The sequence below is a fragment of the Thalassospira sp. Z349TD_5 genome (assembly GCF_056173045.1).
The window spans coordinates 2,591,187-2,606,572 of the sequence record NZ_CM149654.1 but is presented as its reverse complement, the minus strand read 5'-3'; the positions used below and the strand labels follow the sequence as shown (position 1 = coordinate 2,606,572).

General features: G+C 53.5%; 14 protein-coding genes and 2 tRNA genes. 6 read left to right on the top strand and 10 right to left on the bottom strand.

The features are described from left to right. Positions 1-19 precede the first annotated feature (19 nt). The 5 genes from AC0VXT_RS11970 to AC0VXT_RS11950 form a co-directional block, all read right to left on the bottom strand. Entirely contained in the window at positions 20-853 is an 834-nt protein-coding gene (locus tag AC0VXT_RS11970; protein WP_475545622.1) for an ABC transporter permease subunit, read from the bottom strand. Further along, a complete protein-coding gene (locus AC0VXT_RS11965; protein ID WP_102784840.1) occupies positions 850-1,791 on the bottom strand; it encodes an ABC transporter permease subunit in 942 nt (313 codons plus the stop codon). The genes AC0VXT_RS11970 and AC0VXT_RS11965 overlap by 4 nt, the downstream gene beginning before the upstream one ends. Further along, positions 1,788-2,954: an ABC transporter ATP-binding protein gene (locus tag AC0VXT_RS11960; protein ID WP_475548580.1), complete on the bottom strand. Its 1,167-nt coding sequence runs from the start codon at positions 2,952-2,954 to the stop codon at positions 1,788-1,790. The genes AC0VXT_RS11965 and AC0VXT_RS11960 overlap by 4 nt, the downstream gene beginning before the upstream one ends. A gap of 412 nt (positions 2,955-3,366) precedes the next feature. After that, positions 3,367-4,473 carry a polyamine ABC transporter substrate-binding protein gene (locus AC0VXT_RS11955; protein WP_475545621.1) on the bottom strand — a complete coding sequence of 369 codons (1,107 nt, stop codon included), beginning with the start codon at positions 4,471-4,473 and terminating at the stop codon, positions 3,367-3,369. Positions 4,474-4,698: 225 nt separating this feature from the next. Then, positions 4,699-6,048, bottom strand: a complete 1,350-nt coding sequence (locus AC0VXT_RS11950; protein ID WP_101304905.1) for a glutamine synthetase family protein — start codon at positions 6,046-6,048, stop codon at positions 4,699-4,701. Between the two features lie 270 nt (positions 6,049-6,318). Here AC0VXT_RS11950 and dgcN point away from each other — a divergent pair, with 270 nt between their 5' ends. From dgcN to AC0VXT_RS11935, 3 genes are all read left to right on the top strand, one after another. Further along, on the top strand, positions 6,319-7,323 hold the full coding sequence (dgcN, locus tag AC0VXT_RS11945) for an N-acetyltransferase DgcN (RefSeq protein ID WP_475545620.1): 1,005 nt from the start codon (positions 6,319-6,321) through the stop codon (positions 7,321-7,323). A 2-nt stretch (positions 7,324-7,325) separates the two neighbouring features. Continuing rightward, positions 7,326-8,306: an N-acetyl-D-Glu racemase DgcA gene (gene dgcA / locus AC0VXT_RS11940; RefSeq protein ID WP_475545619.1), complete on the top strand. Its 981-nt coding sequence runs from the start codon at positions 7,326-7,328 to the stop codon at positions 8,304-8,306. A gap of 391 nt (positions 8,307-8,697) precedes the next feature. Further along, on the top strand, positions 8,698-9,915 hold the full coding sequence (locus AC0VXT_RS11935) for a GGDEF domain-containing protein (protein WP_475545618.1): 1,218 nt from the start codon (positions 8,698-8,700) through the stop codon (positions 9,913-9,915). Positions 9,916-10,792: 877 nt separating this feature from the next. Here the strand turns inward: AC0VXT_RS11935 and AC0VXT_RS11930 are convergent. The 3 genes from AC0VXT_RS11930 to AC0VXT_RS11920 form a co-directional block, all read right to left on the bottom strand. Beyond that, positions 10,793-11,062 carry a hypothetical protein gene (locus AC0VXT_RS11930; RefSeq protein ID WP_475545617.1) on the bottom strand — a complete coding sequence of 90 codons (270 nt, stop codon included), beginning with the start codon at positions 11,060-11,062 and terminating at the stop codon, positions 10,793-10,795. A gap of 182 nt (positions 11,063-11,244) precedes the next feature. Beyond that, the gene (locus AC0VXT_RS11925) at positions 11,245-11,829 is read right to left on the bottom strand and encodes an N-acetyltransferase family protein (RefSeq protein ID WP_475545616.1); all 585 of its coding nucleotides are present in this window, start codon (positions 11,827-11,829) and stop codon (positions 11,245-11,247) included. After that, on the bottom strand, positions 11,829-12,695 hold the full coding sequence (locus AC0VXT_RS11920; protein WP_475545615.1) for an N-formylglutamate amidohydrolase: 867 nt from the start codon (positions 12,693-12,695) through the stop codon (positions 11,829-11,831). Before AC0VXT_RS11920 ends, AC0VXT_RS11925 begins: the two co-directional genes overlap by 1 nt. Before the next feature lie 234 nt (positions 12,696-12,929). Between AC0VXT_RS11920 and AC0VXT_RS11915 the strand changes: the two genes are divergently transcribed. Both AC0VXT_RS11915 and AC0VXT_RS11910 read left to right on the top strand, forming a co-directional pair. Further along, positions 12,930-13,006 (top strand) — tRNA-Val (locus tag AC0VXT_RS11915). Between the two features lie 17 nt (positions 13,007-13,023). Continuing rightward, positions 13,024-13,100, top strand: a tRNA-Val gene (locus AC0VXT_RS11910). Positions 13,101-13,183: 83 nt separating this feature from the next. Here AC0VXT_RS11910 and AC0VXT_RS11905 read toward each other — a convergent pair. Continuing rightward, positions 13,184-13,492, bottom strand: coding sequence for a Dabb family protein (locus AC0VXT_RS11905; protein ID WP_475545614.1), 309 nt, complete (start codon positions 13,490-13,492; stop codon positions 13,184-13,186). Between the two features lie 206 nt (positions 13,493-13,698). Between AC0VXT_RS11905 and AC0VXT_RS11900 the strand changes: the two genes are divergently transcribed. Next, positions 13,699-13,959, top strand: coding sequence for a SemiSWEET transporter (locus AC0VXT_RS11900; protein ID WP_102784857.1), 261 nt, complete (start codon positions 13,699-13,701; stop codon positions 13,957-13,959). Between the two features lie 32 nt (positions 13,960-13,991). Here AC0VXT_RS11900 and AC0VXT_RS11895 read toward each other — a convergent pair whose 3' ends face one another. Further along, positions 13,992-15,299: an aspartate aminotransferase family protein gene (locus tag AC0VXT_RS11895; protein ID WP_475545613.1), complete on the bottom strand. Its 1,308-nt coding sequence runs from the start codon at positions 15,297-15,299 to the stop codon at positions 13,992-13,994. Positions 15,300-15,386: the final 87 nt, after the last annotated feature.

Genomic DNA, 15,386 nt, shown 5'->3' with positions numbered 1-15,386 from the left:
GCCCTTTAAAGGCTGTGCGTTAGGCTTCCTCAGTCGATGACGTCCGGCTGCGGTTGCGCTCAGACCGCAGGATCAGCAGGCTGGAAATCAGGATCATCGCCGACACCGCCAAAATGATCAGGGTCGCTAACGCGTTGATTTCCGGCGAAACCCCAAGCCGTACCGATGAGAAGACTTTCATCGGAAGGGTTGTCGATCCCGGCCCGGCGACAAAGCTTGCAATCACAAGATCATCAAGCGACAGGGTGAACGACAAAAGCCACCCGGCCAAAAGGGCAGGCAGGATCATCGGCAAGGTAATGACAAAGAAGATCTTTGCCGGTTTTGCCCCAAGATCCATGGCCGCTTCTTCGACCGATGTATCCATCCCCGACAGGCGCGATTGCACAACAACTGCAACATAGGCGGCACAGAATGTTGTATGGGCAATCGTGATCGTCGAAATACCACGTCCTGCGGGCCAGCCAACCATTTGCTCAAGCGTCACAAACAGCAACAGCAACGAAAGGCCGGTGATGACTTCAGGCATGACAAGCGGTGCTGCAATCATGCCTGAAAACAGGGTGCGGCCCTTAAACCGACCAAACCGCGACATGACAAGCCCGGCAGGCGTGCCAAGGGCCAAGGCGAGTGTCGCCGACATCACGCCAATGCGCAGGCTGTTCCATGCGGCATCGATCATGCCGTCATTGGAAAACAGCGACACATACCATTTGGTCGAAAATCCGGTCCAGACGGTGACGAGTTTGCCCTCGTTAAACGAATAAATCATCACCAGCAGGATCGGCACATAGAGAAAGGCAAAGCCAAACACCAGTGCGGATATCAGGAAGGTAGATCTTTTACCGCTCATGACTGGCGCTCCTCCTGCTTGGTCTGGATATGCTGGAACCACATGATCGGCACGACCAAGAACACCAGCATGGCAATCGCCACAGCCGACGCAATCGGCCAGTCACGGTTGGCAAAGAATTCGTTCCAAAGCGTTCGCCCGATCATCAACGTATTGGGTCCGCCCAGAAGTTCCGGAATGACGAATTCACCAACCGACGGAATAAACACCAAAAGCGATCCGGCCAAAACGCCCGGCATCGACAAGGGCAGGGTAACCTTAAGGAACGCCTTCCAAGGCTTGCAGCCAAGATCAAGTGCGGCCTCAATCAGGCTCACATCCATTTTTTCCAGTGTGGAATAAAGCGGCAGGATCATGAACGGCAAATAGGTGTACACAATCCCGACAAAAACAGCGCCTTCTGTCTGGCGCATGATCAAGGGTTCCGTGATGATACCCGTCCACAGAAGGAACGCGTTGATCAATCCTTCGCGGTCCAGAATGCCGATCCACGCATAAACACGGATCAGAAAACTGGTCCAGAACGGCAAGATCACCAGCATCAAAAGAATACTGCGAACCGACCCGCGCGCACGGGCAATGCCGTACGCCATCGGATAGCCGATCAGAAGCGTGATGACGGTCGAAATGGCCGCAATCCGGATCGAATTGAGATAGGCTGTGGCATAAAGACTATCAGACAGCAGAAACAGATAGTTCCCGAAATTCAGCGTGACAGTCACGCCTTCTTCGATCCAGTCAAACAGCGAGCTATAAGGCGGCTGGGCATATTCCGCCATGGCAAAACTGATCTTGAGAACGATCAGGAACGGCACAAGGAAAAACAGAAACAGCCAGACATAAGGAATGCCGATCACCAGCACGCGACCGTGCTTGATCATCCAGCGGTCAAATCGTTGCTTTAAGCTAAGAGACTTCTCTGGTGTGTCACTGGTCATTTGTTCAGAACCGAAGCAGCCCCGGCCTCCCACGATACCCAAACCGGGTCTTCCCACGTATAGCGGGGTTCAATCTGACGTGTGGAGTTGGGTTCGGTGACCTTGATGCGTTTGCCACTGGCAAGGCGCACGTGATAGGTCGAAATACCCCCCAGATAGCCGATTTCCTCAACCTTGCCCGACACGCAGTTATATTTGATGTCTTCTGGCGGTTCTTTGGTCAGGCGAAGACGTTCGGGGCGAAGGGCGGCCCAGAAGGTCATGCCGCGGTGGCCCTGAACCGCATGATCGATATAGATTTCGCAACCACCTTCGTCCGACTTGATGACGGCATATTTTTCATCATCATCAATCAAAACGCCCTCGACCAGATTAACCTGCCCAAGGAAGTTCGCGGTATAGCGGCTGTTGGGATATTCATAAAGTTCAAACGGGGTGCCGATCTGGTTGATGACACCCTCATTCATCACCGCAATGCGCGATGCCATGGTCATGGCTTCTTCCTGGTCATGGGTCACCATGACAAAGGTTGTGCCGACTTTTTCCTGAATGTTGACCAGTTCGAACTGGGTCTGTTCGCGCAGCTTTTTATCAAGCGCGCCAAGCGGTTCATCCAGCAAAAGCACCTTGGGCCGTTTGACAAGGGACCGCGCCAGTGCAACACGCTGGCGCTGACCACCCGAAAGCTGATGGGGTTTGCGTTTGGCAAATTTGCTCATCTGCACAAGGGCCAGCATATCGGCCACTAGCTGTTTGGTTTCGCTGCGGGATACCCCATCTTGTAACAGGCCGAACGCGACGTTTTGTTCAACATTCATATGCGGAAACAGGGCATAGGACTGGAACATCATGTTGGTTGGGCGTTCATAGGGCGGGACACCTGCCATATCGACACCATCGATATAGATTTTGCCCGATGTTGGTTCTTCGAAACCAGCCAGCATCCGAAGCAATGTGGTCTTACCGCACCCTGATCCACCCAAAAGGGCAAAAAGCTCGTGCCGGTAAATGTTGAGAGAAACATCATCCACAGCGTAAAAGTCACCAAACTTCTTGGTCACATTCTCAAAGCGGATGAAAGGCACCGCATCGGGATTGTTCCAAGGCTGTGTCTTATGCACATCCTCATGTGCACGATCCAAAACCGCCTCTGGCACCAGCATTCTCCCCTTGATCAATGTCACGATGAACCGATTTCATTGGGCGACAGTCCCTGATGACCTGCTGCGCAATCATTGATTGTTGCGCCTGCGCCAAGATGTCGGTCCGTTCTGATAACAGGATGAAGCAATTCTACAATCTGTAAAGAGGGGTGTGCGATATTTTGAACAACAATAGGTTTCTGCCGCTATAAACGGCAGGAAATGGCCTTTGGGTGTTCAGAAAATATGCATTATTCGATTGTGGGAGTGATGTGTGACTTCGAGAATTCAGGGTGGAATTGATGGTGCGATCGCGAGTCCGCGATATGGTGACTCGGACAGGGAACCCGTGGAATGCTGCAAAGCAAAAGGGCGCGATTGCAATCGCGCCCTTGCTCGTCCGGTAGGTTGGATCGTAATTGGTAAAGATGCCTTACTGACCGGTTTTAAGCTTGGTCCACATGCGGGTCCTGGTCCGTAGAAGACGAGAATCCGGCTCGACCTTGGAACGCAGACGTTCTTTTACTTCCTGCGGCGGATAGATGCCCTGATCTTCCAGAAGGGACGGGTCAACCATCTCCATAGCTGCAAGGTTCGGGGTTGCATAGGCAACGTAGTTTGCGATTTCAGCCTCGACATCGGCACGCAGCACATAGTCGATAAATTTGTGTGCCAGATCCGGGTTCGGTGCATCTTCCGGGATCATCATCGCATCAAACCAGATCAGCGTACCTTCCTTTGGAATGACATACTTGATCTCGTTGCCATTGCCGGCTTCTTCTGCACGCAGGGCCGCCATACCGACATCGCCCGACCAGCCAACAGAAATACAGGTATTCCCGTTTGCAAGGTCGTTGATGTACTGCGAGCTATGGAAATAGGTCACATAAGGACGGATTTTATCAAGCTGCGCAAAGGAGCTTTCGATTGATTCCTTGGTTGGCTCGCCTTCCGGCACATTGCCAAGATAGAAGTTCACCAGCGGCGCGATCTCGCCCGGATCATCCAGAAGCGACAGGCCACATTTCGACAGAGGCTCGGCATATTTCGGATCAAAGATCATTGCCCAGCTATCAAGCGGCGCATCATCGCCAAGAACTTCCTTGACCTTGGCAACGTTGTAGCCAAAGCCGTTGGTGCCCCAGAAATACGGCACGGCATAGGTGTTGTCCGGGTCGTATTTTGCCTGCTGCTGCAGGATGACCGGATCAAGGTTGCCATAGTTCGACAGCTTCGATTTATCAAGCGGCTGGAACAGCTTGGCCCGGATCAGGCGTTCGGCATCTGCAAGGGTCGGAACCACGATGTCATAGCCGGAGTTACCGGCAAGCAGCTTGGCTTCAACCAACTGGTTGCTGTCATAAACGTCATAGTTGACCTTGACGCCATATTCCTTTTCGAAATTCGCAACGGTTTCCTCGCCGATATAATCAGACCAGTTATAGATGTTGAGAACTTCCTGTGCGGATGCGCCAAAGGCAAAGCCGGAGACGGCTGTTGCAAGCACAATCATGCTTGAGGTTTTAAGAAGAGATTTCATTTCGCTGAGCCTCCCATGTGGCAGCGTTTGAAAATTTAATGGTCTTGTTGTTTGGTTTCCCCAAGACCGAGGGACACTTCTAATATCCTTTGAATGGATCAGGATATTGTCAAACACAAGATGGAAAATTGTGCATTTTTCGCATCAAGTGAAAATTTAGGCATACGCAATGCAGAAAATCTTGCGCCGGGCGCGATCTCCCGGCGCAAAATTCGATCATCGATTTTAAACGTTGAGCAAAAGGTGCTCGCGTTCCCATGCGCTGATCACGGTCTGATAGGCGTCCCACTCGGCTTCCTTGACCGCAATAACTGCGGTTGAGAATTCCTCACCCAGCAGCTCTTTAAGCGGCTTGCAGCGATGGAATTTTGCCAATGCTTCGTGGATATGGCGGGGCAGGGAATGCGCCCGGTCATAGCCCGATCCTTCGATCGGGGACGTCGGATCGATTTCTTCGATAATACCCAAAAGACCACAGGCAAGCGATGCCGCCACTGCCAGATACGGATTGGCATCCGCACCCGGAAGCCGGTTTTCAATACGGCGGGCTGCGGGCGGGCCATTGGGCTGGCGCAGGCCAACCGTGCGGTTGTCAAGCGACCAATGCATATTGATCGGCGCATCCGACCATGGCTGCAAACGGCGATAACTGTTCATGTTCGGGGCCAAAAGTGGCATGGCCGCAGGCAGATAGCGCTGCAGACCCCCGATATAGTTCAGGAACATCTTCGAATTTTCGCCGTCATCATCGGCAAACAGGTTCTTGCCGCTGGTGATGTCGAGCAAGCTTTGATGAATATGCATCGAACTGCCCGGCTGGTTGCCCATCGGTTTGGCCATGAAGGTGCCATAGACACCGTGCTTAAGCGCTGTTTCACGCAAAGTGCGCTTGAACAGGAATGCCTGATCAGCCAGTTCCAGTGGTGCGCCATGGTTGAAGTTCATTTCAAGCTGGGCCGGACCGGATTCGTGGCTCATGGTATCGGCATCGATATCCATGGCTTCGCAATAATCATACAAATCTTCAATCAACGGATCGAACTCGTTGATCGCATCAATCCCGAACGCATTTGACGCACGCTCCGGGCGGCCTGACCGGCCAATCGGCGGCTCAAGCGGATTGTCCGGATCGGTATTTTTCGCCACCAGATAAAATTCAAGTTCCGGTGCAATGATTGGTTTCATGCCGCGTTCTTCAAAGGCCTTGAGAACACGTTTGAGCACACCACGCGGCGAGATCGAAACCTCCTCGCCCGAGAAGTGATAACAATCGCAGATGATCTGGGCGGTGGGTTCTTCGTACCACGGCACGACGCGAATCGTTTCCGGATCGGGCACCATGACCACGTCTTTTTCAGCCGGATCAAGGAATGCATCGGTTTCTTCCGGGTAGCCGCCTGTCACAGTCAGGCAGAAAATTGCCTCTGGAATGGCAAGGCTTTTGGCCTCCAGCCCGCGCAGAAATTTCTGTGTCGGCAAAACCTTGCCCCGGGCTACCCCTGACATGTCCGGTACAATGCATTCGACTTCTTCGATTTTTCGCTCAGATAGCCACTTCGTGAGATCGGTGCTCATATGTAGTCGGGCGCTTTCACGCCAGTCCTTCAAAATTGCATTTTCTTGCGTTTTTCGGGCCATTCCCGACAAAATTCACAAGAAAGAGTGATGGTCTTCAAAGAGTTTTGTATTTTATTTTGTTTTTGCTTTTCATAGTCGAATTATAGTCGAAATATCGGGTGTATCGTCGAAGATATCAATTCATATCTCTAGAACGGGTCCACCATATTGCGCTATAGTTACCACAGATTATAAGGGCACCGTTTGGATGCTGGTCAAGGAGGTATTATGAAAATCGATCATCCCTATCTTATGTTTCTTGGTGACGCGCCCGATGAACTGGCGGCAAAAACCGCACTCGGGATCAAGCAATGGCGCCCGGAATGGTGCATTGGGCAGCTCAGCCTGCCGGGCTGCAAGGCCGATCTCGGCCTGACCGAAATGACGATTGCCGAGGCAAAAGCCGCCGGCGTTAAAACGCTTGTGCTTGGTGTTGCCAACCGTGGCGGGATCATTGGTCCGGCATGGATGGAAACGCTTCTGGCCGCAATTGATGCGGGCATGGACATTGCCAACGGCCTGCATACCCGCCTGAGCACGATTCCCAAATTGGTTGAAGCGGCCGCAGCCAAGGGTGTTCGCTTGTTTGATGTGCGCCATTTTGACGGCAAGGTTCCCGTCGGAAACGGCGAAAAACGTTCGGGTAAGCGCGTTCTTGCCGTGGGAACCGATTGTTCGGTCGGTAAAATGTACACGACCCTTGCCATTGATGCAGAAATGAAAAAACGCGGGATGAAGTCTGATTTCCGTGCCACCGGCCAGACCGGTATTTTCATTGTTGGTGAAGGCATCTCGGTTGATGCCGTGATTTCTGACTTTATCTCGGGTGCTGTTGAAACCATTGCACCGGCAAACGACCCGGATCACTGGGACGTCATCGAAGGGCAGGGTAGCCTGTTCCACGCATCCTTCTCAGGCGTGACAATGGGGCTGATCCATGGTTCGCAGCCAGATGCGCTTGTGATTTGCCATGAACCGACCCGCACGCATATGCGTGGTCTTCCGGGCTATAAATTGCCAGATCTGAAAACCTGTCTGGAAGTCAACTTGCAGCACGCAAAATTGACCAATCCCGATTGCGTTGTTGTTGGTTTTGCCATCAATACCAAGTCGCTCGATGAGGCCGCCGCCACCAAACTTCTGGCCGATATCGAAGCCGAGTTTGGCCTCCCGGCCGTTGACCCGGTTCGTATTGGTGTCGCGCCGATTGTCGATAAGCTCCAGGAGATTTAATCTTGCCCCAACTTAGTGTGATTTCCGAAGTCTTCCCCCTCGCGCAGGTTTTTAAAATTTCGCGCGGGGCCCGGACCGAGGCACATGTGGTCAAGGTGACCCTGACGGACGGTGAACACACCGGGTATGGGGAATGCGTTCCCTATGCCCGGTACGACGAAACCGTCAACGGTGTCATTGCCGACATCAAGGCACAGGAAGACGCCCTGTCACGCGGCATGACGCGCAAGGAGCTTCAGGATGCCATGAAGGCCGGGGCGGCACGCAATGCTGTTGACTGTGCCTATTGGGATCTTGAGGCCAAGCGATATGGTCGTCGTGCATGGGAACTGGCCGAATGTGACGCGCCAGAAGGTCTGGTCACGGCCGAAACGCTCAGCATCGATACGCCCGATAAAATGCGTGAAGCCGCGCGTAAGATTGCCCATGCCCCCTTGCTCAAGGTCAAGCTTAACGGCGAGAACGTGCTCGAATCGGTGCGTGCGGTCCGCGAAGGCGCGCCAAAGGCCCGGATCATTGTCGATGCCAACGAGGCATGGTCGATTGAGCTTCTTGCCGACATTGGCGCGGAACTTGATGCGCTGGGTGTGGAAATGATCGAGCAACCCCTGCCTGCCGGGCAGGATGATGGCCTGATCACGATTGATTGCCCGGTTTTGCTCTGTGCCGATGAGTCGGTCCATACGATTGCCGACATTCCGCGTCTGGCCAATCTTTATGACATGATCAACATCAAGCTCGATAAAACCGGTGGTCTTACCGGTGCGCTTGAACTGGCCGAGGCCGCAACCAAGGCCGGTTTGCAACTGATGACCGGGTGCATGGTCGGAACTTCGCTTGCGATGGCACCGGCCATGATCATTGGCGCAAAATCGCGCATTGTTGATCTGGATGGTCCGATCTGGATGGCCAAGGACCGTGAACACGGTCTGACGTTTGACAATGGCGTGATGGGACTGCCTGAGCGGGCGCTTTGGGGCTAGCTTCTTTGGGGCACGTATTTCGATAAACGACACGTGCCCAAAGTGTCTGGAAGCGGGCTTTTGCCGATCAAAAGAATCATCTGTGCGGCATGTTGTTATGGCATGCCGCACTTTTTGTATCGGAGGGTGAGCTCAGGCCACGCCGAATCGCTTGAACTTTATAAAAAGTTAAATTATTTTTCTTTGATTAATTTTTCCGGTTTCAGGAAAATACATTTATTTATCAATATACTATTTGATGGATTTCACCTGAACTGTTGGCGCAAAACTGGCGCAATGTATACATACCCTTCTTATGGATAGTTGTATCTATGGTTAAATAAGGGAACGATCATAGGTAGTTCTACGGAGCAATTGGCTCCTGCAATTTTTGATGTTGGAGCTGTTTTGCGTGCTGTCTGGTCCAGCCATAGATGCTAAGCGCCGCGTAGGGGTTCTGCGTTGTCGCTACAAAGACTTCTTCTATACGCCTCGGCATGCAGAAATCCTGCATCTGCGGCGTAAGGAGTCGATCCAGCTTACAGCCCGTTTTGCCGCCGTATTTGCATGTGTCCTACTGGCTGTCATTCCGTTCTGGGATGGTGCCTATGACAGTCAAATGTGGCTGTCGCAAACCTCCATCATGCGTCTTCTTGTTGTCGGCATCGCAATTGTGGTTCTGACCAACCGTGCGGTCAGTGCGCGCTGGCGCCGGCATTTCCCGTATCTTCCGATGTTGATGCTGGTGATTGCGGCCTGTCTTTTGTGTGTTTTTGGAGCGCATGACCTTCTGGCCACACAGCGCATGTTTTCCGCACACAGCTTCCTGTTGCTCGGGCTGGTGTTGATGATTGCCATCATGCCGCTGACCTTGGTTGAGGGCGCGATACTGTCATCCCCGATCATGGCGTTGCTGGTGATTGGTGCGCAGACATCGCTTGCGACGGGGTTTGTTGCGCTTGAGATGATCCTGGCTGTCTTGCTGCCTTTGGCAATCCTGTCTTCTCTGGTGCAGCTTTATCGCACGATCGTTGCCGCGCAGGAGGTGGCGATTGATCCTTTGACCGGCTGCTTTACCCGTGCGTTTGGCATGGAAATGATCCGGGTTACCTTCGATAGTTCCATGCGCAAGAATGCGCCCTATACGATGGCCTTCATCGATCTTGATGATTTTAAGCAAATCAACGACCGCCATGGTCATGATTACGGTGACCGGATTTTGGCAGAAGTCGGCAATAACCTTGTCGATCGCTTCCGCAGTTCGGATCTTGTGGTGCGCTGGGGCGGTGAAGAGTTTCTTGTGCTTCTGCCGGAACTTCCAATGGCGCAGGCAAATGAGGTCCTTGCGCGTGTCATGGCGCCGGGGCTTGCCAATCTGCAAGGGGGGCAGACACAATGCGCCAGTGTCGGCCTGTCAGAACGCATCGAAGACGCCATTTCAATCCCGCAGAACCTGATCGATCTTGCTGATCAACGCATGTATGACGCCAAAAAGCGCCGCGATCATGATGACATGATTGCCGAAAGCATGTCGGGCCGTAAACGCCCGGCCGACGCCGCAGCAATTGCCGCCACGGCTCACAAATCAAGCCGCGTAGACAGCAAGACCGCGAATCAGACTATCAACTAGTGTTTGATGCTGGGGGTGTCACCGCCCGCGACGGTCCTTTCCCTATCATCCAAAATCAAACTTGATGCCTGTCAACCAGAGGGTGTCATTGATAGCCTGACGTCGCACCATCCCTGCGCGATCAAGTGGATCTATCGTGCCATTGCCCGTCACGTCGCCACGCCGCATGCTACTAGACCGCAGCGCTGGCGCGCAGGGGTGATGTTGCCAGTGGGCCGTTTCGCAAATTCCCATTGATGATGGCCTGCAGCGACACGAAACCTCTGTGTGTATGTGTGCTTCACCCTATCCGGTCCGCGGACCGTTCTTCCTGCATTTGTAAAATGCCGGGGAGGGCTGCTTTGGGAATTGCCGCGTGGGGAATGCTTCTTTTGTGGAAGTTTTAGCCGAAAATGATTCGTTTGCGATGATTTCAATGTGGAATCGCTACAAAACAGCCAAATTTTATCGTGCGATTCGCATTCGAAGCACAGTGGGGCAGGCGGTGGGACCCGTGTATGGAGTCCGCAGGTGATCAAAATTTAACCCAGACCCGCCTGAAATCAGCACGAAACAGTGTCAGTTCTGTGAAATTGTGATGAAAAAAGGTGCAGGAATAATTTTGATAAAAAAATAGTCAAAAAGCTATTGCGTCCTGTCGGGCAAATGGGTAATCTCCATTTGTGCGCTGCGGTAGGACGCAGTGCATTCCGGCGAGCGACTTGTTCGCTCGTTTCTTGGACGTTTCCTCCCTAGACTTGGGCCGCTTTCATAGGCGGCCTTTTTTTTGTCTAAATTCAGCCGTTTAGCCAGTTTTGGTCATATGATCATCGTCTGAGCATATCACCGTTTTCGATTTGCGCGAAATGGTGCGGTGCAAATCAATTGCCGGTCGAAATTAGCTGCAGCTATCCTTCAGCGCGACAATTTGAGTGTTCTGATCTGCTTCTGGCAGGGCCGGATCGCGCAATTCCTTGATCATATAACGCAATTTGATGCGAATGGCGGCCTCGCTTTGTGGGCTGGGCTTTTCGGATGCATTGGCAACAGCGCGCTTAATCCAGATTTCTGCATTGCTCGTCTCGGTCGCGGCGGTGGGATTGATCTCGTAATAGGCTGCACAGGCCAGATCTTCGCGCCAGTCTTTGGTGTTGGTCAGAAAATCCATGTCATAAAAGCCTACCGCTGCAATCACGATGACTGCAATCGGCAATGCTTTGTGGCTGCCAAGTTGGCGCAAGCCGTCAGATAGGGAATTGTGCGACGATATGATTCCGACCTCAGTTCAGAGTGGGGCACCAGATATGTATAGCCGCTGATGCGCGATCTGTGTCGCAATTGCGGTTATACTCACTTTTCGCGCTCTGGATTGCCATCAGGGAAATTGCCATCGCCATCCCCCAGTCCGCGCTGCATGATCACGCTATCGACCCAGCGACCCAGTTTAAAACCGGCCGACTGCAAAGTTCCGGCAACGCGAAAGCCAAGGCGTGCATGCAGCCCAATCGAGGCAACATTGGCAGAATCGCCAATCACCGCCACCATCTGGCGATAGCCAAGGGTCGTGCAGCGCGTCAAAAGCTCTGCCAGAAGCGCACGACCCGCTCCCTTACCAACCACGTCAGGCGCGATATAGATCGTGTCTTCGACGGTAAACCGATATGCCGGGCGGGTACGATAAGCCCCGGCATAGGCAAATCCCTCAACCCGGCCATCAATCTCGGCAACCAGATAGGGCAGACCGCGTTCACGCACATGCTGCCAACGCGACGTCAGTTCGGCGATTTCCGGTGCGCGTTCTTCAAACGATGCCAGGCCATGCAAAACATGGTGGCCATAAATTTCGGTAATGCGCGCGAAATCTTCGGGTTCGGCATCCCGGATGATCAGGTCAACTAAGGGAGCATTGGCATCAGTATGGGCGGGGCTGGTCATTAAAACGGGTTCCCGTCAAGATCGTGGAAGCTTGAAATCAGATGGGTCATTTGTTCGCGCAAGGTATCAAATCCGCGATGCGGCGTGATCGTTGCTTCATCCATATAAAGTGATCGGGCAAGCTCGATCTGAAGGCTGTGCACATTGGCCTCCGGGTGGCCGTAATGGCGTGTGCAATAGCCCCCGGCATATGGATCATTGTGCGCCGGGATAAAGCCCAGATTGCGCACGCGATCATCCACAAACCGCGTCAATGACGGGTGGCAGGAACTTCCATAGCAATCGCCAAGCACCAGATCAACGCGGTTTTTGGTGCTATCGACAGAATCGCCGGGCATTGAATGACAATCAATCAGGATGCAGTAGCCAAATGCGTCACGCGTCGCCTTGATCAAATTTTGCAGGGCGCGATGATATGGCCGGTAATAGGTGTCAATGCGATCAAATGCCTCGGTGACGGGCAGGCGGGATTTATAAATCTCAACCCCGCCACTGACCACACGCGGGATTGATCCCAAGCCTGACAGGGCGCGCATCGAATGGGTTTCGGCATCGGCGGGCAGGTCACCGTCAAACATGCGTGGATCAAGCTCCAGCGGGCCGCGATTAACATCGACATAGGCGCGTGGAAACGTCGCACACAACAAGGGGGCGCCCAGTTGCGGGGCGGCGGCAAACAGTTGATCGACAAAGGCGTCTTCGGACGCGCGCAGCTCAAACGATCCGATCCGCGCGCTGGCAATCAGGTCTTGCGGATACTGGCGTCCTGAATGCGGTGATGCAAACACCACGGGCAGGGTTTGCCGTGCTGGAAGAATAACGGTGGCGGGGCCGGTTGTGGCCATTTCCGAAGGCAACTGGTTCATTGTCTTGGTATCATCCATCCCTGATGGCGGTTTGGTTATATCCCGACTCCGATCTCTCACAATCTGATCTATAGCATATGGGAATTGGCTGGCAATTGATGAAGAATTTTTGTCAAAAACCCATTTCTGGGGTTGCGCCTTTGTCTGCCTTGGGCTAAATACCGCCTCGCCGACGCAAACGGCAGGGCCACTTCTTCTTACGAGATGGAGCGGTCTTTCGAAAGATGGATTTGCGGGCCTATAGCTCAGTTGGTTAGAGCGTTCGCTTGACATGCGAGAGGTCACAAGTTCGAGTCTTGTTAGGCCCACCATCTTTCACACAAATTACGGGCCTATAGCTCAGTTGGTTAGAGCGTTCGCTTGACATGCGAGAGGTCACAAGTTCGAGTCTTGTTAGGCCCACCATTCCCGCCCCGCCGGTTCACCGCGCGGGGTTTTGTGTGTCTGAGGCCAGTGATAGCTGTGCGACCTTGCATGGGCTCTATACGTTACATCGCCAAATCAAACACCATCAGCCCTGAAATCTCGTCCTCGGCGGCCTTGACCAGTTCGGCTCCAAGCGCCTGATGGGTGGGGTGTGCTAAATAGGCATCGCGGGCGGCTTCATTATCAAAATCAATACAAAACCCGTGGCGGAACCCTTGTTCAAGCTTTTCCGGGCTAACCGAAACGCCGCCGTCAAAGCCCCGCATTCCGGCAATTTCCCGGCCAAGGTCGGCCAGCGCATTAAACAGGCTATCGATGACATTTTGGTCAATGCCGGATTTGAATTTGATCAAGACAATATGACGGATCATCGGGGGCTCCTTTGCAAAGCATAACACCCGATGATTCCTTTAATCGAGCCGTGCTGTCAATGTTGGCTGGCACGGTACGTTCCATCGGGCATTTAATCGGGCTTGCAGTTTTCGACCAGTCGTGTTGAATGCATTCAGTCTTCCCGATATCCATGAACACCACGGGCGACACCGTGGCCCAACCCGTCCCCGGCAGGAGGCCCTACATGCTGCTGACGTTTGAAACCGCACTTGGAATGCTTGCCGGTACGCTGACCACGATTGCCTTCCTGCCGCAGGTCATCCGGACATGGCGCACCCGATCGACCGCCGATATCTCGCTTGTGATGTTTCTCGTGCTGTGCAGCGGCGTTCTGCTGTGGCTGGTTTATGGCTTGCTGCGCGGTGACTGGCCGGTGATCATTTCCAATGCCGTGACCATCCTTTTGGCGGGCACCATCCTGTTCTTCAAGTTGCGGCACGGCTAAGGTCTGAACCCATTTCAAGCATCCAATTGGGTTCAGATACTGGAAACGGCCTTGATCGCATCCCCAATGATCGACACACCCTGATCAAGTTCATCGCTACTGATCGTAAGTGGCGGGGCAATGCGAAACACCCCACCCATGCCCGGCATCTTGACGATATTCATGCTGAGCCCGCGTTTAAACGCCTCGGCCATGATCGCAGCCCCCATGTCATGATCAGGTTCGCGGTTGCCGGTTGGCTTGATGATTTCCATCCCCAAAAGCAACCCGCGCCCGCGCACATCGCCGACACAGTCATACTGATCCTTAAGCTGTGATAGCCCGTCAAAAAGCTGCGCGCCCATCTGACCGGCGCGTGCGACCAGATTTTCATCGCGCACAACATCCAGCACGGTTAAACCGACCGCCGCGGGCAGGGGATCGGACACATGGGTGGTGTAAAACAAAAAGCCCTTTTCATATGCGGCTTCCTCGATGGCGGGCGTGGTCATCACGGCCGATAACGGCAATCCCGCCCCGATGGTTTTGGACAGTGTCAGGATATCGGGTGTTACCCCGTCACGCTGAAACGCAAACATATGGCCGGTGCGGCCAATCCCGGTTTGCGCTTCATCCAAAATCAAAAGCATCCCGCGTTCTTCACATTTCTTCTTAAGGGCGGCCAGATACCCTTTGGGTAGCTCCAAAATCCCGCCGCTTGATAAAATCGGCTCGGCGACAAAGGCGGCAAGATTGCCGGTTGACTGGTTGTCCACCAGCTCAAAGGCATCATCAAGCTCCGTCTGCCAATCAAGCGACCCATCGGCATGTTTAAACCGCGGGCGAAAGGCATTCGGGGCCGGGATGGCAAAGGACCCAACCGCGGCCGGGCCATATCCCTTACGCCCGGCACTATAGGTTGCCGATGCCGCCACCCCGGTCATCCCGTGCCAGCTTTTGGAAAACGCCACGACCTCATGCTTGCCGGTCACAAGCTTGGCCATGCGAATGGCGGCCTCATTGCTTTCCGCACCGGTCGACAGCAACAACACCTTTTCCAATCCCGGTGCCAGTTCTGCCAACCGTTCGGCCAGATCAACTACCGGGCGGGTCAGCATGCTGCTAAACAGATGTGCGACCGTTTCAACCTGTCTTTGCACGGTTTCAATAATGCGCGGATGCCCGTGGCCCAAAACAGCACTCATCTGCCCGGATGTAAAATCAAGGATCGCCCGCCCGTCGGCGTCATACACAAATGATCCCTTGGCACGCTCGATAATCGCCGGATCAAACGGGCTGCCATAGCGGATCAGGTGGTTTTGTGCTGCTTTCCAGAATTTCGGATCGGTGTTGTTTGACATTGGGGGCTCCCGGCAAAATGCATGTTGCGTTCAATGCGGTCGATCTTATCGGCTGGTGGTTCCTGCGTAAAATTGATAGTTATGGCA